The organism is Algibacillus agarilyticus, from assembly GCF_003286125.1.
GTDB lineage: Bacteria > Pseudomonadota > Gammaproteobacteria > Enterobacterales > Alteromonadaceae > Algibacillus > Algibacillus agarilyticus.
On sequence record NZ_QMED01000025.1, the window covers coordinates 11,242 to 37,156 of the forward strand.

Below are 25,915 nucleotides of genomic sequence, written 5' to 3' on the forward strand. Positions count from 1 at the left end.
TGAACATTATAATTGTTCATTTCAGTGGTTAACGAGCCAATAATGCCTTTCAGTAGTCATATTCTAGAACGAAATAATGTCAAAGTAACCGGCGAAGGTGAAACAACTATCATGCTTGCACATGGTTTTGGTTGCGACCAAAATATGTGGCGTTTTATGCAGCCTTTATTTGAGTCTAATTATAGAGTGGTTCTATTTGATTATGTAGGATGTGGTCAATCAGATACCTCGGCTTTTGATAAAAATAGATACCAATCACTTGAGGGTTATGCTCAAGACATTTTAGATATTTGCACCGCGCTAGATCTAAAAAACATTGTGTTTATAGGGCATTCAGTGAGTAGCATTATTGGTATGCTTGCATCACTTAAATCACCCACCTTGTTTGCTAAAATCGTGATGGTTTGTCCTTCCCCTTGTTTTTTAAATTTTCCGCCCGATTATTTTGGTGGCTTTGAAAAGGAAGATTTAGAAGAACTCATCAACTTAATGGATAAAAATTATATTGGTTGGGCCAATTATTTAGCGCCTTTAGTGATGGGGCAAAATAATTCAAACGAACTCATCAAAGATCTTGAAGAAAGCTTTTGTTCTACTGATCCCAATTATGCAAAACCATTTGCAAAAGCCACATTTTTCTCAGACGATAGGGCTGCACTAACTCAATTAGACTTACCCACTTTAATACTACAAAGCAGTAACGACAATTTAGCGTCTGTAGAGGTTGGCCAGTATATGCATACAAAAATACCTAACTCTGTTCTCAAAGTTGTTGATTCGCATGGGCATTGCTTACATATGACAGACCCTAAGGCGGTTTTTAAAATTATCGAACAATTTTTAGGATGAACAAACCGGCTTTAGATTGCTTTCCGTGCATCTTGCTAATCACGGATATAAAAACAAATAAACTTGAGTATTGTAATGAATACGGTGCCGAATTATTAGGTCTAGAAATAGACAATAAATCTGATTACATTTTGTTTGATTTTATTTCTAAGGCGAGTTCGATATTATTTGAAAGCTATATTCGCCCCTCAATCGTGACATCAGGCACGCTTCAAGAAATACAATTATCATTAGTGTTAAGCTCAAAAGAAAAAGTCCCAGCGATTGCTCACATTCAACTGGTCGATTCTAAAATTTATTGGTCAATGTATATGGCTGCAGCTCGCGATAAGCTTTATCAAGAGTTATTAGCCGCAAGGGAGCATTTAGAAAAAAAAACGGAAGAATTAACGTTATTAACAAGGGTTGATCCGCTAACTAACTTGCTTAATCGGAGAGCATTCACTCATGATGTGACAAAAATAATAAGGCAATTAAATAGAAAGTTTGTACCGATATCATTTTTGTTAATTGATATAGATTGGTTTAAAACCATTAATGATACTTACGGACATGATAGAGGCGATAAGATATTAATTGATCTCTCCGTTATTTTAAAAATAATTACACGCGATACCGATATTGTTGCAAGATGGGGCGGTGAAGAATTTTTAATCACCTTATATAATACAGACTTAACAGCAACTCAAATATTCTGCGAACGATTACACGCAGAGGTCAATAAAATAAAGCTCGATAAAGATAATTCATTATCAATTAGTATCGGTGCGACAGCGTTAAAGCCTAAAAAAATAGCGAGTGTTAATGTCGTTGAGGAGCATATCAAAGAAGCTGATTTAGCCCTTTATCAAGCGAAAAATAACGGTCGCAACAGAACAGAATTTTTTTAATCAGCATAATAATAAAAAGGCAATAATATGGATAAGGATGGTTCTAAACCAACAGAGTTAGATACAACAATAGTAAAGCAAATAACCTTAATATTGGCAATTGTGATTTGTTTAGCCATTGCGATTTTTATCATCCTTTGGGCGCAAGAGCCTGAGCAGCGCCCGTTGATTTCTAATATTGAATTGGTCGATGCGGTTAAAGTGGTTGATGTTCTAGAATACAAAAACATTCATTACCAAACCAACTTGCAGGCCAAGATGATCTTCATTAATAGCCAAGATATGGATAAAGCCAGACTGGCTCTCGCCAGAGTTGGCATAGTGATCAACTATCCTGAAATACAACAAAATATAACACCCGAATCAGCTTGCGCGCTGCTGGCTGATAAAATGGAAGAAGCAAAAATAAATGCCCGTCAACTACCGGTTTATCGGCAACCATGGTTTGAAAAAATCACCCGATTATTAGTCGGTATGGTTATTATTATCGTTTTAATTATTGCGGTAGTACGGCCGATGCTGCGTGAGTTAATCTATCCAAATGGTATGGATAAAGAGGATGATGTTTAAATTTATTTAATCTGTGTAGGCTCAGTATGATAACGGCTATAAAAACCGCAAAGGCATTCTTATTTTAAACAATTGGCAAACACAAGTTGCTTATTATAAGTTGCTAACCAGTTAAGCAACTTGTGTTTCCCTTCCGCCAGATTGTTTGGTATGTCAGGCTATTTGATTACCGAATTTTCAATAATGAGATTATTGAAAGTTCGGTTAATTCAGCCACAACTATTTTTACACACTAACGGCTTTTCATAAAAATAAAAAGCACTGAAAAATCAGTGCTTTGGTTATTGATAATTAATAATTAGTATTGGGTTAAAAACTATTCAATCTTAGTATTTGTTATTCTCTAATTATTTGACCACTTAATGTCGGTTTTTTCATACGAAAACAACGGCAATGTACTGTCAATAATCACTTGAGATCCTGTTTTGCCATCAGTGCGAGCTACCGTAATGCTGGCTTGCCATTGTGTCCAACGGGTTGGATTATTAAATTGGTATTTATCCCATTCAATTATACCGGCATCGTTTAATACAATATGCGGTGAGCCATATTTATCAAAACCTTTACCACTTTTTAACCAGCCAGCCGAGTTAGTTTGCTGCATAAAGTTATGATATGCATGATGCTCTGGCGCCGTTAATTTTTTACGGTAATAAAAAGGAGTCCCGACCGGCTGATCAACATTAAAGCTCAGCTTCACATCGCGATCATTTTTTGTTTCGAGGTTTTTGGGGTCATAATGATAAGTCACCGCTTGTATGCTTTTATCGCTTAAATCAGTTACCACAATAGAACCGACCGATTCTGCGTTAACCTCTGCATTAATACGTGGCTGGCCAAGCATGGTTGCAAATATATCTACTGGCCAGGGTTTGTCTCCATTGCGTAACCCCCATTGAAATACCTGATGAACATCATGCTGATAAAACTCATCGGTTAAAGCAATATTAAAGGTGTCAGCTTGTGGAGAATCGGATGTGATATAAGCATAATGCGGGGGTACAAATCCCATTTTGGTAATAACGGAATATTCTTCAATATCAATAATGGTCCCTTGTTGCCATTTAGGGTGGTCCACCAAGGGTTTAAAAAACTGCTCATATTTAGTTTTAGGATCGCGAGTGCTCGCGTTATTAATAAATGGATAGTCACTGACTCCCCAAAAATCATATTTGATATTATTGTCGGCACAATATTCGATTAAAGCATTAGCAAAAGATTTAATTGGCTCTCCTTTATAATTGGTCACGGTACCATTTTTATAAACAAAACCAGGGGTGCGCGTGTGCAACCCTATTATCGCGTTAGGTAATACCGTACGAATGGCGTTTACTGAGTTAGCAAAATGTTCTACAAAGTCTTGCTCTGAGCCATACCAATGATCGGGGGTTTCGATTTCAGTGCCAATTCTAAAGCGCCATGATAATACTTTTTCTTCACCATATTCTGCAATTAAGCGATTCATCGTGGCTTGTAAAAACGCGTTATAGGCAACTTTGTCTTTTGGGGGTAATGAGTTACCGTAATGCGATATTCGCTGGCTTTCTTTAAAACTAACACCATCATAGGGCTGATCATCAGGAATAAATTGATGCCCAGTTTGAAATGCCCAAGAAGGTTGGTCGAGCACGATTTGATGTAAATTTTTGCCTTTATCTACTATCGCATTAATACGTTCTATCAATGGTTGAAAATTATATTCGTATTGTTTGGTTTGTTCATTATATTTAGCGGTATCATATTCATAGTCAGGTACTTTGTTACCATCTGCATCTTTTTTCATGATGCCGCCTAACATACGGATCGTATTGACTTTCATACCATCGATAACGACAACACCATTAGTTGGCGCAATTCGGTTAAGCGTGCTCCAGATATCATGCAAATCCGCGTTACGACTGTTTAAATCAGTCATATCCGCTTTAACAATTACATCTGCTTTATCGTCAATGACCGGTTTAACTCGGCTATCAGTAAAGTTTTCTTGAACGGTGCCATTAGCGGTAACCGTTATTGTTACTTTATTTGGAATAATGCCTGCCGGATTTGGGATTATGTGACCTTGATATTGAATTGGGTCATCAACCAGTTGTGATTCATCTTGCACGTCTTGACCCACAATACAGCTTAATACAAGTTGATAACTGCCAGTTGCCACATTGTCAAAACTATAACGACCTGTTACTGAAATCGCGCTCGTACCAATCGGCGCTTCGCCTGTAATACCTGAAGCCGGCATTTGAAAGCTAGCGTGATTTTGATCAAACGCATCGGCAAACTGGGTGACATCTTGATCGTATAAATAAAGCTGACATGCATTTATATCGGTAACGTCTGATGCAACCGTACCTTCGATAAAACCAACTGGCGCGGTTTCACCGCCTGTATTATCACTGCCCGTGTTATCGCTGCCTGTGTTATCACTGCCAGCATTACCGCCGCTTGTGTTATCACTGCCCGTGTTATCACTACCAGTATTACCGCCGCTTGTATTATCACTGCCCGTGTTATCACTACCAGTATTACCGCCGCTTGTGTTATCGCTGCCCGCAGTGTCAACGCTATTATTCGCTGTTGCGGTAGAGCCCCCTCCACCACCGCAGGCGGTAAGTCCAACCATCGACCAAAGGCATACACCTGCTACTAATATTGTTTTAATTTTCATTTTTTCCTACGTATTATAATTATGAGTTCATTAGCCAGCTATTGCTCTAATTCATTCAATAGAGCAACCTCATTAAGAAAAGGCTCAAACCTCGCTAAATTGCTACCCACTCATTAATATTTAATTAACTATTTCTACAATCACGGAATATTTTAACGGTGGGGTATCAATTTTAAGATTTCATGGCTTTTCATTGCATAGCTATCTGATATGCAGATCTCACGCATATCAAATATGTAATAGGAAACAAACATGAGAAATAAATTTAATATTAAGCAGCGGTTAATCACTTTAATTGCGGTGGTCATGATCACCCCACACTTTTTAATGGGGTGCTCTGAATCAACCCAGCCAAAATCGGTCTCAACGGGTAAAGCACAAGATCTAACTCAAGCCCCGGTGCATTTAAAAGTAGGTGAAGGTTTCATAAATCCACTCGGTTATTACGAGCAACGTCCACGATTTACTTGGCAATTAAGTGAAAAATCGAGCGCATTAAGCCAAACCGCTTATCAAATACAAGTAACAAATTCTCATCCGTTGTCGTCGTCATTCTTGCAATGGGAAGAGCCTCTCTGGGACAGCAAAAAAGTTATCTCTAACCAAAATGCTTGGGTTCAATATCAAGGCCCTAAATTACAATCTAGGCAAAAAATTTATTGGCGTGTCAAAATTTGGGATGAGCAGCAACGTGAATCAAATTGGAGCGAAATTAATCACTTAGAACTTGGTTTAGTTGATAATGACGACTGGCAAGCCCAATGGATAGGTCACCCTGATAGCCATGAGACTGATGAAAATAGTGTTTATAACCGAACCGTTAAAGGCGGTAATTTTCCGGTGCCAAACAATTTGTATTATCGGCCTCAGTATTTGCGTAATCAATTTACGTTAGCAAATGATATTCAACAGGCACGTTTATATATTAGTGCCAAAGGGGTCTTTAAACCTTATATAAATGGTGTTCCGGTTTCGGCAGATGCCATGACACCCGGTTGGACGCCTTATCACAAACGTATTGAAACCCTAACTTATGATGTCACTTCGCAATTACAACCGGGAGAAAATGCCATAGGGGCAATTCTTGCTGAAGGTTGGCATAGCGGCAGAATATTTCACCCAACCAAACAGCAGCATATTTTACCAATGCGGTTACTCGCTCAGTTAGAAGTGACTTATCAAGATGGTTCGCGCCAAACCATTAGCACAAACAACTCATGGCAAAGCACAGATCAAGGCCCTATTCGCGAGGCCAGCAATTACGACGGTGAACGGTACGATGCTAATTATGAACAAAAGAACTGGCACACCGCTAATTTTACGCCTGAAAATTGGCAAACCGTATTAGCAGAACCCATTGATAATCAAGTTGCTTTAAAACCTAAAAGACATAAAACCGTTCGTACCGCCCTAACTTTACCCGCGGTGAGCATTGTAAGTGAAAAAGACGGTGTTGTGATTTACGATATGGGCCAAAACATGGTTGGCGTGCCGGCGATTAATATTCCCGTTATTGCTAACCAAACCGTTACACTTCGATTTGCCGAAGCGTTGAACAACACTGATTTTGCCGTACAAAATTTACGCAGTGCCAAAAACATCGATTATTATATACCTAACCAAACAGGTACGATCCAATACCAACCCTCGTTTACCTTTCATGGTTATCGGTATGTTGAACTCAGTGGCTACGATACTCGCCAAAAACCCCGTTTAGATTGGCTAACCGGTCAGGTTTTGCATTCTGATTTTACCGTGTACGACAATTTTAATTCAGATAACGCATTGCTAAATCAATTATCAAGTAATGTGTCGTGGGGGTTGCGCGGTAATTTTTTAGATATACCCACCGATTGCCCGCAACGTGACGAGCGGTTAGGTTGGACTGGCGATGCGCAAGTTTTTGCGCAAACGTCGATGTACAAAGCAGATGTATATGGGTTTTGGGCCGCCTGGTTGCAAAGCGTACGAGAAGATCAAGGTATCGATGGGTTGATTCCAAACTATGTGCCTTTTCGCTCTTTTTTAGCTAGCCATACCGGAGCGGCTTGGGGTGATGCCGGTACAATTGTGCCATGGGAGCTTTATCAATTTACGGGCGATAAAAATGTGCTCGCCGAAAATTACACCATGATGAAACAGTGGTTAGCTTACCACACACATCATAGTTACCAATTTGTATCAACAATGAGCAGCCATGGCGACTGGCTACAACCTTTTACCCAAAGTGGCGCAAATGGCGGTGATACTCATCGCGATTTAATTGCGACCGCTTACTTTGCCCATTCAGCCAATATTATGGCGAAATCAGCACGTATATTAGGTTATACCAGTGATGCAGCTCAATTTGAAACGCTGTTTAAAAACATAAAGCAAAAATTTAGACATTACTTTTTTGATGCCAATTTAGATTTGCACAGCGAAATAACCAAACCCCCGCTATATAAAAATGGCAGTGAGAAAAAAGGTAAAACCGTCAAGTTTTCGCCAAAAACAACTCAAACAACCTATTTGTTACCTTTAGCTTTTGAATTGTTTGACGAGAAAGATAAAACGCCAGCCGTTGAAAAACTCGTTACATTGATTGAACAAAGCAACCGCCACCTTAAAACGGGCTTTTTAGGTACACCATTGTTAGCCCCCGTGTTACAACAATACGGTCATAGTGAACTAATGTATGATATTTTATTTAAAGAAACTTACCCATCTTGGTTTTATTCAATCAATAATGGAGCCACAACCACATGGGAACGATGGGATTCATATAGCCTAGAAAAAGGCTTCAACGGCGAAAAAATGAATTCGTTAAATCATTATGCTTATGGCGCCGTAGCCAGTTGGTTTTATCGTGGCATGTTGGGCATACAGCCTTTAACTCCCGGTTTTAAACAATTTGAAGTGGCCCCACAATTTTCGCATAAATTGAGCAGAGTAAAAGGGAGCCACCCGACTCCACAAGGTGATATAGCCGTGAGCTGGCAACTCACCAAAGCAGAGTCGCAAGCCGCATTAAATATACAATTAACGATGCACTTAACTGTACCTAAAAATAGCCAAGCCGTTTTAACTCTGCCACATATTAGCCAATTAACTATTTTATATAACGACCAACCTTTAGTACACAATAATAAAGCGTTAGCCCCTGGAGAATATAAAATAACCGGCTTTATGAACAAATGATAGCCATCTCGCAGGCGAGTATTAATAGACATTTTGATACTCAAGTCGCCCGCATAAATTAACACGACTATGCTCAAGTCACTTCAATATGCTCGCTCTGCATTTTGAAGTGACTAGGGTTTAAACCCATTCCCTATCAAAAAGAAAAAAAATTTTAACCATGGGTATCAATTCACTATTTTTGCGCCTCTTCTTTATATAGGTAAAACGCGTTTGATTCTTGTTGGATTAGACCTGTACGTGTTTTACAACCCCAACAATTTTTAATATAAATAAACAAAATATAATGAATAAAAATAATACCTTTACGACCGCCATTATTGTTGCATTCAGTTTAACGTTATTAGGTTGCCAACCAGAACAAAGCAGTCAATTAAACAAGCAAAAAGCAGCAACCGATGCATCACCCACAAAGCGCCAACATGAAACCCATGGGCAACTTGTTGCTGACTTTATAACGCCACCACATAGCTCAAAACCGCTAACCTGGTTTCATGCGATGAGTGGCAATATGTCGGCAGCGGGGATCACTAAAGATCTCGAAGCCATTGCTGAAGCGGGCTTGGGGGGGACCTTGTTATTTAATGTTACCCAAGGTATCCCACTCGGAAAAGTAAAGTTTAACTCAACTGAACACATTGATTTAATTGGCCATATGGCAAAAGAATCACAACGTTTAGACCTTTCATTTGGCATGCACAATTGTGATGGTTGGACGTCAAGTGGTGGGCCTTGGGTAACGCCTGAACATTCAATGAAACGCTTAACCTTTAATGAAATGCTGATGAGTGGCGGCGATCTCAATATCAAAATGCCACAGCCTTCCTCAATATTAAATTATTATCAAGATATTGCCGTTATCGCTTACCCCGCTTTAGCAACTGAAATAGATGACGCTAACCGCAAACCGGTCATTAGCGCGTCGGATCCTAATTTTGATCCAACACTTATCACAAATCATGATTTAACCGATTACAGCACACTGACACCACAACCTAATACCGCAGCCAATACGGCGGCAAAAACTAATGAACAAAACAGCCAATCAGCTTGGCTACAGTTTTCTTATCAACGACCCTACACTTTGCGACTCGTTGATATGCTATTGCACAATGGCCGAGGTTTAAACGTTGAGCTTCAGGTTTCTAACGACGGTAAAAACTTTACCATGGTAGACAAGCTCACACTGCGTCGGCCGGGTAAGTTTACCTATGGGTTTGATGAGGCGTTCGAGGGGCATACCGCTAAACATTTTCGTTTAGTGACAAATAAAGCCATGAATATTAAAGAGCTTAAGTTATCTTCAACCCCAGCCATTAATAACTATTTAGGCCGCACGTCTGCTAGCCGTAGTGATTATCAAGAGTTTACCCATATTGGTGCCCCTTCAGCTGATTTAACCATTGATTCAAATAAAGTTATCAACTTAAGCCAATATATGAATGCTCAGGGTCAACTGGTTACAACCTTACCGCAAGGCCAATGGACCATTATGCGTTTTGGCTACACCTCAACGGGTGCCGTTAATATTCCGGCCTCACGCGAAGGCACCGGTTTAGAAGTCGATAAATTTAGTAAAGCCGCGTTCAAAGCTCATTACGATGCCTACATTACAAATGTGATTAATAAGGTTAAAGAAGTCGCCCCCAATGCGTTACATACTTTAGAAATAGACAGTTATGAAGTTGGCGCGCAAAATTGGACACATCAGTACGAGCAACAATTTACGCAACAATACGGTTATGACTTAGTGCCCTACTTACCCCTTTTTGCCGGTAAGTTTGTTGACTCACCAACAACCTCCGAATCGGTTTTATGGGATACACGTGATTTTAATAACCAATTAATTACCGAAAATTATTATGGCTATTTTACCGAATTAGCCAATCAAGATGGCATTAAAACGTATCTTGAACCTTACGGTTCTGGCCCGTTTAATGAATTAGATGTTGCACGTAAAGCCGATTTACCCATGGGTGAATTTTGGTTAGAAAATAATAACTTTAGAATTTCGGCTTCGAGTTCGACTGCGCATATTTATAACAAGCCCTTAGTTTCAGCCGAAGCGTTTACGCAATTTCCGGGTAACAACTGGTTATTTAGCCCTGCAATGGGTAAACCCGACAATGATAAAAGTTGGGCGCTAGGGGTTAATCAGCACGTTTTTCATCGCTTTGCCCATCAAGCCAATACCCATGTTATGCCCGGCATGACAATGAACCGCTGGGGGGCGCATATGGATCGCACACAACCCTGGTGGAATGGAGCCGGCAAAGCATGGTTTGAATATATTGCCCGGGGTCAGCATTTATTACGGGTTGGTCATGCTGTGTCCGATGTGCTCTGGTATTTAGGCGATGCAACCCCAACAACCTGTCCAGAAAAAGATTTACTCAGTGCATTACTGCCCATTAATATTAATTACGATTGCTTAAATAGCGAAGTGTTACAGCAACTCACTGTTGATAATGGCAAGCTCAAGCTGCCACATGGCAGCGAATACAAGGTTATTGTATTAAATAATCATAAAACATTAACCTTCAAATCATTGCTCAAACTTCATCAATTGGCTAAGCAAGGTGCCGTTATTATTGGGCAACCCGTAGAACGATTAGCCGGTCGTTTTAATACGCCAGAACAACAACAGCAATTTATGACGATGGTGAATGACATTTGGTCATTGCCCACAACCTATAACGTGGCCACTGCGGCAAAAACCAATCATGGTCATGCCGGTCTTGCACCTGAACACACACTAGCTGAAAAAACGTTAATTAATTGGCAACAAATCTATCAAGAAAACAACTGGCAACTTGATTTAGCCATTGCCAACCAACCACATTATTATTTCACCCATCGTCGTTCAGATACCCACGATATCTACTTCATTTATAACGATAAACCTGAAGCAACAACACTAGATGCCCGTTTTAATGTGAGTGGTAAAGTACCCGAAATTTGGGATGCACAAACCGGTAAAATAAAACGGTTAGCCGCATTTAGCGACAACGGTACAACAACCCAAGTCCCTATTACCTTAGCGGCAAATCAGTCATTATTTGTGGTGTTTCAACAATCTGCAAAAAATATCGAGCCGATTCCACCCGCGCACGCCTTACAGCAAAAACGTAATCTTATTTTATCAACCAAAAATCAAGCCTTGACGCTGCATGAGCAGGCAGATGCTCACGAGGTTAAAGGCGAATGGCAAGTGCAATTTTCCGGATTTTACGGTTTAAATAAGCAATATAACTTTAGTAAACTTGTCGATTGGCGAGCACACCCAGAACAAGCGATTCAAGATTATTCCGGCACCGCCATTTATCGCAAAAGCATAAACCTGCCCCCCCATTATATAGCTGATGATTTAGAGTTAACACTTGATTTAGGTGAAGTGAGTGTGGCTGCTACCGTAAAAATTAATGGCCAGTTAGTGGGCACCACTTGGATGTCGCCCTATCAACTGGATATTACGAAATTTATTAAAGCAGGTAAAAACGACCTTGAAATTGAAGTCGCCAATTTATGGGTTAACCGCCTATTAGCAGACTATAAACACCCTGATACATCCGGTTTTAAAATAGCGCGTTGGCAAGACCCAATCACTCCAATGCCAAGTTGGTATACCAATAATCAACCACCCCCGGCCAGTAAGCGGATCACCTTTAGCACACAACGGTTTATGCAAGACAATGAGCCACGCCAACAATCAGGGCTGATAGGGCCTGTGAACATAATAGCTCATCAGATAAAGGGCTTTACCTTAAATTAGTCTTGCCCAAACAGGCAAGTTTAAAGCTTAACGACATACGCAATCAGCCCGCACAAACGTGTGCAAGCTGATTGCAATAAACATACAAACGCAAACGAGAAAACATCATGAAAACAAACACAAAACGAGCGGTGTTAATCACCCAAACAATAGTGGGGATAATAACCAGTTTATTGTTGCTGCTGTCGTTTCAGGCAAGCGCGAAAAATAATAACGTCAATTGGCAAGCAGAGTGGATTTGGACACCACAAAAAATAGGTAAGCCCAATACATGGGTCGCACTGCGTAAAGAAGTCGATATTCAAAATATCAGCGACACGGCAACTGCTTATATTAGTGCGGATACTAAATATTGGCTGTGGATCAATGGTGAAATGGTCGTATTTGAAGGCAGTTATACTGGCGGCCCATCGCCGGTCAAACCGTCACCGCGCGTTGATAACTTTCCGATTGCATCGAATAAATATTACGACCAAGTTGATATTAAAAAATATTTAAAAAAAGGGAAAAATACCATTGCCGCGTTAGGTTGGTATTACGGCGCTAATGGCGACAAAGGCACGCACATTTCGGCAAGAGTCGCAGGGTTTATATTTCAAGCGCAAGTGGGTGATCAAACCATTGTTTCAGACGCGACTTGGAAGGCCAAAGAACATCATGCTTATCAACCCGTAGAAAAAGAAAAACATCGACGAGTGGCCGCTTGGAGTGTTAATTATGACGCACGCAAAGATATGCATGACTGGACTGAGCAAGCTTGGTATTTACCAAACTATGATGACACAAAGTGGCAATCGGCCAAAAGCATGCACCGCCCACCTCGCCACCCTTTTTATCAATTATTTCCCAGTGAAATTCCAATTTTAAATGATTTTGGTTTAGCGAATTGTACCAACTACCCGGCCGCTAAATTTCCCTTTATTAGCAACGGCAAAAAAATCAGATGTAAGTTAGATTTTAATAAAAATGTGACCCCTTATTTTGATATTGAAGCTGAAGCCGGTTTACAAATTCACGTTAAATCAAACATGCGGTTAAATACGATCCAAACGTTTTATACCACAAAACAAGGTCGTCAACAGTTCGAATCATTATCTTGGTTTAATGCCCGAATTATTGAATACACGATCCCTAAAGGGGTAAAAGTGCATGGTTTAAAATACCGTTGGACCGGGGTGGGTAATACACCTGGGCATTTTGAAGCAGACGATAATTGGTATTCTCGTATTTGGCAAATGGCTGAAAATACACTGTATATTTGCGCCCGCGATAACTTTATGGACACGCCAGACAGAGAACGCGGTTTATGGATCGGTGATGTGGCCGACCAAGCCAGTTATTTATTCTATTCGATGGATCAAGCCGGTCGCGATTTAATGAAGAAAGCGATTAAAGTAACCATGGCTTTTAGTGATTCTGCAGACGGTGTTTTTGCCGGTTTAGGACCGGGGCGATTTCGTGAATTGCCTGCGCAAAGTTTACAATTTATTGAGCAAGGTGTATGGCACTATTATTTTAATACTGGCGATTTAGACACGCTTAAATATGCTTACCCATTTGTTCATCGTTACTTAATGTTATGGCAAAAACAAGATAATGGCTTGATCGTGTTTAGAGGCGGCCATTGGCGTTGGACCGATTGGGGACCGCAAGAAACGGTTGATTATGATGCTATCCACAATGCGTTATATTACAGTGCATTGGTTTCGGCGCGTAAAATGGCAAAAGCTATTGGCGACGATTCGCATATCCCCTTTTATAACCAACGCATTGAAGAATTAAAAAATGCTTACCAAAAAGCATTTTGGCATGACGGTTTTTACAGTAGCGACCCTGAAAAATTCAAAGATGATCGAGCCAATGCGGTCGCGATACTTTTTGACTTAGCCAAGCCTTCGCAATATCAGCAAATTGTTGATAACGTTTTAATACCTAATCAATTTGCAAGCCCACACTTTGAATGGATGGTATATAACGCAATGGCAAAAGCAGATCGTTATGCAGACGCGTTAAGTCGTATGAAGCAACGTTACGCAAAACAAGTCGATAACCCGGCATTATCAACCTTAGCTGAATATCTTCCGAGTGGCGGCACTGAAAACCACGCATGGAATGCACCTAGCACCGTATTAAGTCAATACATTGCCGGTATAGCGCCTACCTCAGTGGCTTGGAAAACCTATCAAATTATGCCCAACATGGCACACATGAAACGGATTAAGCAATTAGTACCGAGTGTACAAGGCGATATTCATTTTGAAATCAACCGATCGGATAATGAAATAACCCTACAGCTAGATTCACCAAAAAATACAACCGCGCTTGTGGGTGTGCCTAAGCAATATTTTGAAATAGCCCAAATCAATTTTAATGGTGAAACGGTATGGCCGCAAAAGTCTTCATTTTGGTCTAGCTCAGATCCAGTCGAGGGCGTTAAGTTTGTCGGTAGTGACGACAAATATCATAAATTTGAAGTTAGCAGCGGTAACTGGTCAATTAACGCGACAAACTAACAACGTATATACCCAAGTGATTACAAGATGCAGGATCGCATATTGAAGTTGCTTGGGTATAAAATAAAAATAATGAGTTACCATCCAGCTTACGGCGCTTCGCACCTAAACCGGTCTACACCCGCATCAATGATAAGTGCAAGTTATGATTTAAGTTTGCCAATTTTTACTTTGTATATAGTGTTAAAAGACTAAAAATTTTACTTAACAAAAATAAAAATCCGATGATGTTTAGTCATCGGATTTTCTCTTCTTTATTTAAAGCTGGCTTACAATCAAATTAACAGAGTTTGTATACTTAAATTGCATAAACGCGCTTTATTTATGAACACGTTTATTTAGCCGCTTTAGCGTTAAATAAGCTGCGTCGGCAAACTAATAATAACGTTAACACCCAGAATAAAATACCGGTGCTACCGCCACCACTGTCACTGTTACTATCGTTGCCATTATCTTCACTTGGACTAGACGTCGGTTCTGGTGTAGGTGTAGGTTCGGGATCGGGTGTAGGTTCTGGAGTCGGCTCAGGCATAGCCGCTTCTGCTACCGAAATAGTCGCTTGCGCTTCTATGGTTAACCCACTGGTATCGGTCGCAATGGCTTTTAGGGTATGGCTGCCTGCCGTTAACCCCAGTAATGCTGAACTTGTTGCCGTCCATTGATAAGGTTCTTCTGTATCTTGTGACACTAAAACATCATTAACATATAAAGCGACATGTTCAATCGATGCAGCTGGCGTGGTAGCGGCCGCAGAAGTTGAAACCGCAATACTGCTATACCCTTCGGTTAAATCTGTTGGCATTGCGCTAAAACTAACGGTTGGCGGAGTAGGCACAGGCGCTACTGCCGACACGATCACTTGCATCGTTGCTTCTGCGGTTACATCGCTACTATCAGTTACAATCGCCTTAAACGTGTGCTCACCTATCGGTAAGTTAAGTAACTCAGCCGAATTTGGAGAATTAGTATGACCCCACTCATAAGGCGCGACAGACTCTTTGCGGATTAAATTGTTATTGATATATAAGTCGACTTGTTTTATCGATAAGCTATCTACCGGTGTTGATGCTGCAATATCAAGCGATAAACTAGCGTAACCTTCGGTTAAATTTAACGTATTTTGAGCAAAAGCAACAACAGGCGTATTATCAACGACATTAATTTGTATTGTCGTTTCAGCCGTCTCGTTTTGACTATCCGTGACAATGGCTTTGGCGGTATATGAACCTAGCGCCAATTTTGATAATTTAGCTTCGGCTTGAGTCCATTGGTAGGGGCCATTTGCTAATTCAGAAACTAATTCATTATCAAGATACAAAGATACCGATGTAATCGTTCTAGCTGGATCGGGTGTATTGGCGTTAACCGATAATGAAAGTGCACTGTAATTCGGACTTAGCGATACTTTTTGCTGATTAAATGAAATAGTCGGTGTGGGTGGCACAACATTAATGTTTATTGTTTCTTCCGATGTTTCGTTTTGGCTATCGGTTACAACCGCTTTAATAATATGTTCGCCCGCTGCTAATCCAGCTAATACCGTGTTTGATTCGTCCCAACTATAAGGTCCGCTCGTCATTTCGCTAACCAAAGTATCACCTACATAAAGACTAACGCTGCTAATGGTTCGATCATCTTCTGGCGAAGCGGCGTTTAAGGCCACCTTGATTTGCTTGTAACCTACCAACAAGGTTTCAGGGTGTTGCGTAAACGAAATGCTAGGCGCTGATTGCGCACCTAATGCTAAATTAATAACTTGCAAGTGAAGCGGACGTGCATCACCTGAGCTGCTTTCTAGTAAATAGTAATAAAGCTTGCCATCATCGATATACGGTACACCTTTTGAAAAGGTTTTACCGGTTGTAGGTGCGTAAACCCGAACAAAATCATTCGTACCACCCGGCGCTTTATCGATATAAGGACGACCATTAGATAAACCGATAATATAAATATCATTACCTGAAGTGTATAACTCATCAGCACCGGCAAAATCAGTTGTCGTCGTAAACTCAGTTGTACCGCCTTTGCGGTAGGTGTGCACGACCTTAGTATTCGCACGATCAATCGTGTCGGTCACCTTTCCGATAAAATGAACATCATCATTATCAGTTACTGTCCAATCAAAACCACCTACCATTGATAGACGAGACGTTTCGGTAACATCCGGATATAAATCGCCGGGCTCTGAAACTTTAATGGGATCGGTATTTAATACTGGAAATTCGCTCAATGTTTCGTGGTTATAATTTTTCCAATCAGATTGACCCGTCGGATCATCAGAATAAGCACCAAAGAACCCATTTTGATATTTATATTTATCGGTTACATTAGCGCGCTGCTGAAACCCAATACGGATTTTACCGTTGAGGTATTTCATTTCGCCATAAACACCATAGTTGTATGCGTTACCACGAGATAAAGCTTCTTTACGGTTAAATTCTTTAAAGCCTGTTTGCCATTTAGCGCCATCGTATCTTATATATGAAAAGTTACCATTTTGAGAACGGCCTTTACGCATATATAAAAATAAATCACCCTCATTCGTTGTAAAAAATTTAGGATACGATAATGCTTGAAATTTATTGGCGTTAACTTCACCGTTTAGGGTGATGTGTTTATATTCGTCAAGTTCATCCGCAGGGCTAAATTTAGCATTGACCGGATCGTTGCCGTCATAATAGTCATCTTTGACAAACAGATCTAAAGTAAATTCTTCATCCGGTACGGTTAATGAGTTAGGCTTAGAATAGTAATATTTGAAGTAATCATTTGCTGCACTGCCATCTGATGGATTAGTTGGTGATAATGAGTGTTGATCAAACACCATGTGAATACTTTCATTTTTTGGACTTAACCCAATCGCGATCGTATTATGCGTTTCGCCAATCCACCAACGATTTGAATACCCCGTATGGCGGTGCGGAAATTCAATAGTGACCTTTTTACCGGTTGTTGTATTGTAACGCGTTAGCATAACGTGGCGATCATCTTTGCCACCTCGATACCATGTCATAAACACAAAATTTTTGTAAACCTTAATACAATCACCATGTGGGTTGATCGCAGGGCCATACATATAATCGTATTGTTCTGGACCTACATCGGGATCGTTTTCGGCCGCTTTAGTTGATGATTTTTTATCGCCGTTAAAATATAAGCCTTTATCGGTTAAAAAAATTTCTTCTTCGAGTTCAATATTAGCGTAAAGCGGAGCAGACGAGAGCGATGCAATTAAGCATAAAAGATGAGACTTAAATTTCAGCCTCTTTTGTATATATTTATTCATCAATGAAACAACCTAATTACTTTTATATTAACAATACAAATCAAAATAAGCCACATTCTGTCATATAAAACTTAACATATAAAGTACAATTACAACAAAAGACACATTTGGATCAATTAAGACCTAATGTGACTTAAAAGGTCGAATTAAATGTGATGGCTTTATCTAATTGATATTGATAGAAAAAGGACGTTAGCTTGTTTATTGCAGGAGGTGAGATAAATAGAGTCGTTTATAGAGAGAAGGAATTAAATGAAAGATCATTAATGTGAAATACATTACGTGTAATAAAGCTAATTACACGTAACGTTTTAAAAGGAAAAAGTCACCTTAGTACACACTATATTGGTTTCATAAAATACCCCCGTCACTTGGGGATATAATCATGCAAAACACGATAAAGTTCATTCATATCAATTGGCTTGCCTACATGCGATACAAAACCTTGTTTTATATAAGCTTTTACATCTTCAACCATAATGTTAGCGGTAAGCGCAATAACGGGAATATGGCTTTTTAGCGCATTAATTTTTTGTTGAGCTTCAATGCCATCCATTTCAGGCATATGAATATCCATTAATACCAAATCAAAATCTTCTTTTTGAATCGCGTCGCAAGCGAGCTTGCCATTTTCGACAATCGAAACGTGCGCTTGTGTCTCTTTTAGCATAGATTCAATAATCACTTGGTTTATCATATTATCTTCAGCAACCAGTATGCGTTTCCCGACCAGTATTGGCGCGGCAGCAGATTGACCCGTCTTGCATCCTGCTTTTACGTCAACGGCTTTTAAGGGCAACATCACCTCGATGCATGTGCCTTGATCAACCACACTGGTTAAATTGATCGTGCCACCCATCAAGTTAATCAGAGAAATACAAATCGACATACCTAACCCTGTACCCCCATATTTTCGGGTAGTAGAAGAATCCGCTTGGGTAAATCGTTCAAAAACCTGAGCTTGTGCTTCTTCACTCATCCCGATACCAGTATCGGTAATGTTAAGGCTTATCGCGTTATTTTGACCATGGTTAACGTGGCTTATTTCTATTTTAACCTGACCTTTGTGCGTAAACTTAACGGCATTTGAAGCTAGATTTAATACAATTTGTTTTACCCTAACAACATCCCCTTCCCAGCCATCAATAAAATTTTCATCAATAATGGTTAAAAATTCAATTCGCTTTGTACTGATAAGCGAATTGAGATCATGCTGCACTGAATTAAGTACTTCAGCTAACAAAAACGGTTGCTGTTCTAAATCGAGTTTGTTGGATTCTATTTTAGAGTAATCCAAAATATCATTAATAACCGTGAGTAAACTTTTTGCTGAATATGAGGCATGATTAAGAATACTCGTGAGACTGGGATCAACTCCGCTTTTGCTCAATAGTTGTAGACTGCCTAAAATCGCATTCATTGGGGTCCGAATTTCATGGCTCATATTAGCTAAAAAATGGCTTTTAGCTTTTGATGCATTTTCGGCTGCAATTTTAGCTTTTTCAAGCGCCCTAATCGTCTCAACTTTTTCGGTGATATCATAATTAACCCCGATAACGCGTATTGGCTTGCCAGTGTCATCTTTAATCACTTCAGCACTGGCTTTCATGGTTCTAATTTGGCCATCAGGCCTAATAACTCTAAATTCGGGGTCATATTTATCTGTACCATTAATTGCATCTGATAATTTTGCGATAGCATTGTCTAAATCATCAGGGTGCACACTACTTGTCCAAGTATCATAAGCGCCGCTAAATTGCTTTTTACTCCTACCATAAAGTGTGTGCATCCACTCATCCCAAATTAACTCATTCGTGTTTAGATCCCATTCCCAAATACCAATACCGGCAGAATCATTGGCGATGTTCATTCGTAGTGCGCTTAAATCGGCTTTTTCTTTAGCGGCTTCGAGTTCTTGTTCATTTTGTTTTTGCTGAGATATATCTTGAACAACAGACCAAATATAATCTTGACCCGTTAACTCGACTATTTTAATACCTGAAAGTAAAACAGGGTAAGTATGTCCGTCTTTATGGATATATTCTTTTTGGTAAGGTCCGTATCGACCTTTTTCTGCCATGTTTTTGAGTTGTAAAAGCTCTTGTTGTTCATACTTTTTCGGGGTTAATTGCCAATAATCCATTGTATTGAGTTCGTCTACGGTGTAACCCGTAAAACGGCCAAACTCGTTATTTACATATTCAAACTTACCATCAGATGCATGATTAATCGCAATACCAACAGGTGCTAAATTAACAAACTCTTCAAATTTTCTTTTTTCTTGCTCTAATAATGCCGACTTACTTTGTAAAAGCGCTTTGGCTTCTTGCATTTGTTGTTTGAGCTTTAATTCTTGGTTTTTGATATCAGAGATATCCGAAACAAAAGCACAAACGAGTTCGTCTTGACCATTTTGTATAAAATGCGCTTTAACACGAACCGGAATTATATGGCCATCTTTGCATTGATGTTTAGTTTCAAAATCGATATGCTTTTTAGTTTTTAATTCTGACCAAAAGCTAGGCCATATTTCTTTAGAAAAAACTAAATCCCATTCCCACACTCGCATACCAATTAAGTCGCTTTTTTCATAGCCAAGCTTTGTACAAACAGCATTATTTACATATATAATTTCTGAGTCTGCTTTTATCCAAAATATTTCATCCGTGGCCAGCTCTGCGGTTGTTTGTAATAACATTAACAACTCTGCATTGTTTATCGACTGTGGAAAATCCAAAGGCTTTTCATCAACTTGCATCGACTTTAATTCGACATTTAATTCCATGCGGCTCTTCATTTAATTTAAGTTTAAATTAATCGTGATGGTTTAATTATAGACTAAAATCACCTTATTACGGGTCAATGTATTTCATTATTCTAGGGCGTGTTGATCTTTTGTGTATGCTTTTGCAACCGTATTTGCACGATTTATACAAGGCAGAGCGATTGCAGTGTCGTTATTCTACATAAAAGAGCGATAGCGTAGTAGAAATAGTGCAAATGAGTTGCCCTTTGGGTTCAATCCAAAACGTTTTGCTCTTTGTTATTGGCTTTTGACGTAGAACCACTATGCCATCAAGCCAATGCCGCGATCAAAACGCTTTGAAATTGAACAAAATCTATACGACAAAGGTAAACACGCCCTAGAAAGGCACTCTTCAATTTTGGTTTGAAGAATTTACATTAAAACGAGCTTCTGCCGCTTTTCTTGGTATTGGGCCGTTAGCTCCCACCAAATAAATCTTGTGTAATTGACTGTTTGCTTGTTTTTCGGCTACCAAAATTTGAGCATCTGGATGCGCATTTTCGATTGTGGCCGTTAAAGCCCAGTTAGCCTTTGCACGGCGTAATAGCTCTTTTTCTTTGATAAAAGTAGGGTCTGCATTATTTGTCGGCTGGCGGGTAAACGAGGCAATCACACCGTCATCGTTGTCTTTGTAGCCTAACAAAAAGGTAAGTTGCTGCTGATTAATATAGAAATCGCCGCGAGTATCGGTATTTGTGTGCTTTGCTGTTGGGTTAATAACCTGCCCTTGGCTCCACTCTTTTCCTGTCCAATAATAATAATGAGTTTGTTTAGGTCCCCCCGTGTTTTTACCTAAATTTTCGCCAATGTTAATCGCAAGATGTGGGTTACCTTGCTTATCTAGCGTTGCTGAGCCATTAAATGTCCAGTGATCACCAGTACGGGCAACTAAGGTTTTTTGCTCTGCGATTTCTCGCGTAACCGGTATGGGCAGTTGTTCATTACTAATGTTACGCAATTGCTGTGTTTTCGTATCTAGCACCATGTAGTATAAGTCGTGACGTTGAGTTACGTGCCCTAACCCTTTGGGGCCTTCATTGCGTAACCAACACACATGGTAATCATAAGATAAAATAATATCACTACCTTGCCCTTTAGATGCCCAAATATACCAACTATCGGTCGCCTTAATATCAGCACGCTGTTTATGCTTCAAAATAGAAACGGCAGGGTCAAACGTGCGGCCGTGATCAGTCGATTTTTGATAAACCCAATCACTTCGATGCGCACCATGACGATAGATAAGATAGATATCGCCATTATCCATTTTAATGGCTTGGTTATAAGTACCAAAAACCGAAACATTATCTAAATTTTCCCATTCTGATATATCATAAGGGCGCTTAGAAATCGCATGTTTATTGCGCCCTAACCCACCTCCACCATATTTATTTTTACCATATTTAGCGCCAGCACCATGGCCACCATAAAAAATATGAATATAACCGAGATCATCAATTAGCAGGGTGGGTTTACCATGACTATCAATTTTTCCACGTGTTTGAAAAACGGTTGCTAAATCACTAAACCCGGCCTGAACAGGGCCAAACCAAGATTGTTTTTTATGGTGATAAGCCGCCACTAGTGGATGTGTATTGGGTCCTTGATAACTAACATAAGTTACACCATTAACATGAACACCCGCAGGGTGTTGAATAATTGCAAGCGGATTACCAAATGCATTATCAGCGAAGTAATCAACGTATGCATCAGTGGTATTTTGGGATGATTGAGAGGTTGTTGGGTTAAGTAAATGAGTTAAATTACAACCCACTAAAAAGCAACTCAAAATTAAGATATATAAAAGAGGCATCATTATTTTTTTTAATAAATTACAGGAAACCATTAAATCAGTCATCCGTAATAAATGTCAATCAAATTAAACCATAAAAACCCATTAGTGGTTATTAAATTTTTAACGATAGCAATTTCAATATGAGTGTTCGATTAAACACTCATATATTTATGTTCACTTTGCATTTTGAGTTCCGTTTATGTCAACAATAATTTTTTGCGCATGGTCATAATATTTTGAATAACTTGGTACTTTTTCGGCTTCAAAAATAGCTTGCTGATATTTCATTTCGGCTAATAATATTCGAGCCAGGATAGTATATGAATGGTATTTTGCTTCATCTTCAAGCGGGTTTTGTAATGCGAGGTTAATGGCTTTAGTCGCCGCTTCAACTTGTTTATGATTAATTAATGTCTGTGCCAGCAAGCTTTTATAAATATAATTGTTTGATAAATTAAACGCTCTATCGTAATACGCTTCAGCTTGTTTTAAGTTTTCATTATCGCTATACCAAGAAGCAAGTAATGAAAAGTTATTTTCATTTTCAGTGCATTTTTTTTCTTTTAAACAATCGGCTAACAACGCTGTAGCGAGTTCATGTTTGCCATTTAAACGATACATTTTTCCTAATCTAATCATATTTTTCTCTGTTCTATTTATGCTTTTGATAAATAGTAACTCCATGTATTTAATCGCATTGTTATAGTCATCAGCCATGAAATATATATTTGATATTGTTTTCATCATTTTGTGATTGTTTGGATCGCTTTCTAAAATTAAATGAGCGGCAGACACTGCGTTATTATAATATTTGATGTCATACCAAGCTGATAAGTTGAGGGATAAAGATTTTATATTTCTATTATCAATAACATAAGCCTTATTCGATGCCGCCGCTGCCATGGCATACTCCTTAAGTTTATAGAAGGAGAGAGCTAATTTAAGGTGATTATCACTTGTCAGGTGCCCACGAGCCGCTAGTAAATCATAGGTATAATCGATAGCTTTGTGATGGTTTTCTTGTTGCATGTTCAATAATATTAGCGTTTTCAACGACGAAATATGTTCATTTTTATTTAAATGGAACCCTGATATTGATTTTTCTAAATATAAAATACCGTTTTCATAATCATCAATTTTAGCGTACAGATTGCCAATAACTCGATTGATAAAAGCGGCATCAAACTTAGATTTAGATTTAGATTTAAGTTTTAACGTGAAAAAAGCCTTTATAACCTCATCTGTACTGTTTTTGTCTATAAGAGAAAATAAATGAGAAACTTGCTTAGCGATCCCGGGGGTCATCACTGAACTACGCCAGTTAATTTTGTTGCTTTTATTGGCAAATGAAGACATTAAATCGTCATATTTCTTTTCTATATCTTTCGCAAAATTAAATTCAATAATGGCCGCTTGGTTAAGTGGCTTGTGCCGAATAATGGCGTTCGCTTTAGTCTGTGTATTTGAGTCAATCGTTTGCTTAGTTGTTTCATTTGTCGATGAACAACTAGCTAAGTTTACTAACAAAAAAATAAATAGCGATTTAGAAAATAGGGTCATGAAATACCTTTGTTTTAATTTTAACGAGCACTTAATAATGATTTTTATCATTATTAAGATGTTGAATACATAAATTAGCGTAACCATAAAAATGGGGTTATTCGCTAAAAATGATGGACAAGTATGAATAAAATCAGGGGACTGTAAAAAATAAGTTACAACGGTTTATGTATATACCAAATCACGTCAAGATTCGAGTTTATCGTTCGGGTGGGCTTTAAAATAACAAATAAGACTTATCTCCAAGTCACATCACATGCCTATTTAGCATGTGACGTGACTTGGCTATATATTACAAATTTGCTCTAAATTCACCGTCATGCCATAAATATAAGCGCTGGGCTTTGCCTTTTCTTACATTGATGATGAGTGCAACAACATCACCACGCTCATTTTTAACAGGGCTCATCTGTATTTTTGCTTTTGCGATACTAAAGTGAGTTTTTTGAATTTGCCATTTTTTGCTATCACCCGAAGCAGAGATTTGCTTAGCAATACCAAATACATTTTCGCCTTTAGCATTACGGTAAGCCACCGCAGCGGTTGCTGAACGCCCTTTTTGTTTGATAACTTGAAGTGAATAAACGCGTTTAATTCGATTACCATTTTCTTCATGTACAACTTGGTTTACCGTCCCAGGCATAGGATGACCATGAGTCCATTTACCCTCTTCAAACAACGCCATACGCCATTCTCGGTAGCCTTCGCCCCTTGCTTCATAAGCGGCGCCTGTTCGGCCATCATCAAGAATTAAAGGTTTGGTGCCAAAGCTTATTTCTTGCGCTTTTTCTGAATCATAAGCCAACGTGTGTTTGTTCGTGTCGGCCAATGTTAATGGCAAGTTTAACTTTTCATTATGGGCGTTATAGAAAGTATCCGTAGTGGTATCAAGCTTCATATAATATAAATTTAAGCGACCATAGTTAGTTTTGTCATGTGTTTCATTAAAATTACACGCATGCCAAAGCGAAGTGATCACAATTTCAGTATCCGATACTTTTAAAGGGTTTATATAATGCGTATCAACCGTTATCGGGTCATTTTTTTGTGGTGTCGGCCACGTAATTTTAACGGGAGGCTCAAATGTTTGAGAGCCATTTTTCATTTTGTAATAAACCCAAGGTGATTTATGCGTACCCGCGCGCGTAAAAAAATAGATATCTCCGTTAGCCATTTTGTAACTTGCCGTGTAAGAGGCAAACGGTGTGATATCATCTTTTACGATAAATTTGCTTAAATCATTGGGTTTAGCCGACACCACATGTGTCATTCTGCCACCCGCATGTGGCGTATCAATAGAAAATGGGTTTAAACCGTCTTCTCGTTCACCGCCATGACCACCAAACACGATATGCACATACCCTTGATTATCAACCTCAATAATAGGTCGACCATGGCTATCGATTTTTCGCTCACCTTTAGATAAAGTGCTGTGCCCTGCTTTATAAGGACCATCCCATTCTTTCGTTTCTAAATCATAACTAGCGACATAAGGGTCAGTTAAATGACCTTGATAAACCGTATAGATTTTATTACCCACTAATTGGTGCCAACCGGTATAGGCGTTACCCGGCAAGTTATCAGTAAAAGCCGCTTTAGGAATAGCAGGAAGCTTTGTGGGTTTTACCCATTTTTTACCTAAACTTTCTTTAGGTAAATCATATATTTCATTAAACTGTTTACCCTCAGTAAATGCATCATAGATAGGTTGATACTCAGGGTATTGGCCATACAAATATTGATCGATACGCCAGCGCCAATATTCACTTGGATAGGTTGTAGCTAAACGTTGTTCTGTTTGTAAGGCCGCAAAGGTATTGTCTTCGCTTGAATATTTAGTTATCAGTTCAGCTCTTTTTTCAAAAAAAGATTGATCAATAGCGCTGTTAAGCGAGCTACTTTTAGGCTGTTCACTCATGGGCGATAGTGTACAAGCATTTAACATTGAAGCCGCTAAGGCAGATAATAAAGCATATTTTAATTTTTTAATCATGGCTCACGCTCTAATCATTTATAGTTTGCAATAACA

The 25,915-nt window shown here is 39.1% G+C and carries 12 protein-coding genes; 6 read left to right on the forward strand and 6 right to left on the reverse strand.

The window, feature by feature from the left end:
- Positions 1–42: 42 nt before the first annotated feature.
- Genes DPX34_RS16460 through DPX34_RS16470 form a run of 3 tightly spaced genes read left to right on the forward strand, consistent with a single transcriptional unit; the run spans position 43 to position 2,309 of the window.
- Positions 43–849, forward strand: coding sequence for an alpha/beta fold hydrolase (locus DPX34_RS16460; protein ID WP_111979546.1), 807 nt, complete (start codon positions 43–45; stop codon positions 847–849).
- Positions 846–1,739: a GGDEF domain-containing protein gene (locus tag DPX34_RS16465; protein ID WP_111979547.1), complete on the forward strand. Its 894-nt coding sequence runs from the start codon at positions 846–848 to the stop codon at positions 1,737–1,739. Before DPX34_RS16460 ends, DPX34_RS16465 begins: the two co-directional genes overlap by 4 nt.
- A gap of 27 nt (positions 1,740–1,766) precedes the next feature.
- A complete protein-coding gene (locus DPX34_RS16470; protein WP_111979548.1) occupies positions 1,767–2,309 on the forward strand; it encodes a hypothetical protein in 543 nt (180 codons plus the stop codon).
- A gap of 343 nt (positions 2,310–2,652) precedes the next feature.
- Here DPX34_RS16470 and DPX34_RS16475 read toward each other — a convergent pair whose 3' ends face one another.
- Positions 2,653–4,974 carry a GH39 family glycosyl hydrolase gene (locus DPX34_RS16475; RefSeq protein ID WP_157964767.1) on the reverse strand — a complete coding sequence of 774 codons (2,322 nt, stop codon included), beginning with the start codon at positions 4,972–4,974 and terminating at the stop codon, positions 2,653–2,655.
- A 252-nt stretch (positions 4,975–5,226) separates the two neighbouring features.
- Between DPX34_RS16475 and DPX34_RS16485 the strand changes: the two genes are divergently transcribed.
- From DPX34_RS16485 to DPX34_RS16495, 3 genes are all read left to right on the forward strand, one after another.
- Positions 5,227–8,154 carry an alpha-L-rhamnosidase gene (locus DPX34_RS16485; protein WP_111979550.1) on the forward strand — a complete coding sequence of 976 codons (2,928 nt, stop codon included), beginning with the start codon at positions 5,227–5,229 and terminating at the stop codon, positions 8,152–8,154.
- A gap of 286 nt (positions 8,155–8,440) precedes the next feature.
- Positions 8,441–11,926: a glycosyl hydrolase gene (locus DPX34_RS16490; RefSeq protein ID WP_111979551.1), complete on the forward strand. Its 3,486-nt coding sequence runs from the start codon at positions 8,441–8,443 to the stop codon at positions 11,924–11,926.
- Between the two features lie 107 nt (positions 11,927–12,033).
- Entirely contained in the window at positions 12,034–14,439 is a 2,406-nt protein-coding gene (locus DPX34_RS16495; protein ID WP_111979552.1) for an alpha-L-rhamnosidase-related protein, read from the forward strand.
- Positions 14,440–14,773: 334 nt separating this feature from the next.
- On the opposite strand, the gene DPX34_RS16500 is transcribed toward DPX34_RS16495, so the two are convergent.
- The 5 genes from DPX34_RS16500 to DPX34_RS16520 all read right to left on the reverse strand — a co-directional run bounded on the left by DPX34_RS16500 (position 14,774) and on the right by DPX34_RS16520 (position 25,879).
- Entirely contained in the window at positions 14,774–17,725 is a 2,952-nt protein-coding gene (locus DPX34_RS16500) for an Ig-like domain-containing protein (protein WP_111979553.1), read from the reverse strand.
- Between the two features lie 367 nt (positions 17,726–18,092).
- Positions 18,093–20,510: a PAS domain S-box protein gene (locus DPX34_RS16505; RefSeq protein ID WP_198673732.1), complete on the reverse strand. Its 2,418-nt coding sequence runs from the start codon at positions 20,508–20,510 to the stop codon at positions 18,093–18,095.
- Positions 20,511–20,883: 373 nt separating this feature from the next.
- Positions 20,884–22,347 (reverse strand): BNR-4 repeat-containing protein, encoded by a 1,464-nt coding sequence (locus DPX34_RS16510; RefSeq protein ID WP_111979577.1) that lies wholly within the window; start codon positions 22,345–22,347, stop codon positions 20,884–20,886.
- 153 nt (positions 22,348–22,500) lie between these two features.
- Positions 22,501–23,886 carry a tetratricopeptide repeat protein gene (locus DPX34_RS16515; protein ID WP_111979555.1) on the reverse strand — a complete coding sequence of 462 codons (1,386 nt, stop codon included), beginning with the start codon at positions 23,884–23,886 and terminating at the stop codon, positions 22,501–22,503.
- A gap of 292 nt (positions 23,887–24,178) precedes the next feature.
- Positions 24,179–25,879, reverse strand: coding sequence for a BNR-4 repeat-containing protein (locus DPX34_RS16520; RefSeq protein WP_111979556.1), 1,701 nt, complete (start codon positions 25,877–25,879; stop codon positions 24,179–24,181).
- Positions 25,880–25,915 lie beyond the last annotated feature (36 nt).

Bases quoted from the DNA above. Each gene is read 5' to 3' on its own strand.
- DPX34_RS16495 (WP_111979552.1), top strand. From the start codon at position 12,034: ATGAAAACAAACACAAAACGAGCGGTGTTAATCACCCAAACAATAGTG.
- DPX34_RS16460 (WP_111979546.1), top strand. From the start codon at position 43: ATGCCTTTCAGTAGTCATATTCTAGAACGAAATAATGTCAAAGTAACC.
- DPX34_RS16510 (WP_111979577.1), bottom strand. From the start codon at position 22,347: ATGATGCCTCTTTTATATATCTTAATTTTGAGTTGCTTTTTAGTGGGT.
- DPX34_RS16515 (WP_111979555.1), bottom strand. From the start codon at position 23,886: ATGACCCTATTTTCTAAATCGCTATTTATTTTTTTGTTAGTAAACTTA.
- DPX34_RS16500 (WP_111979553.1), bottom strand. From the start codon at position 17,725: ATGAATAAATATATACAAAAGAGGCTGAAATTTAAGTCTCATCTTTTA.
- DPX34_RS16475 (WP_157964767.1), bottom strand. From the start codon at position 4,974: ATGAAAATTAAAACAATATTAGTAGCAGGTGTATGCCTTTGGTCGATG.
- DPX34_RS16465 (WP_111979547.1), top strand. From the start codon at position 846: ATGAACAAACCGGCTTTAGATTGCTTTCCGTGCATCTTGCTAATCACG.
- DPX34_RS16470 (WP_111979548.1), top strand. From the start codon at position 1,767: ATGGATAAGGATGGTTCTAAACCAACAGAGTTAGATACAACAATAGTA.
- DPX34_RS16505 (WP_198673732.1), bottom strand. From the start codon at position 20,510: ATGGAATTAAATGTCGAATTAAAGTCGATGCAAGTTGATGAAAAGCCT.
- DPX34_RS16490 (WP_111979551.1), top strand. From the start codon at position 8,441: ATGAATAAAAATAATACCTTTACGACCGCCATTATTGTTGCATTCAGT.
- DPX34_RS16520 (WP_111979556.1), bottom strand. From the start codon at position 25,879: ATGATTAAAAAATTAAAATATGCTTTATTATCTGCCTTAGCGGCTTCA.
- DPX34_RS16485 (WP_111979550.1), top strand. From the start codon at position 5,227: ATGAGAAATAAATTTAATATTAAGCAGCGGTTAATCACTTTAATTGCG.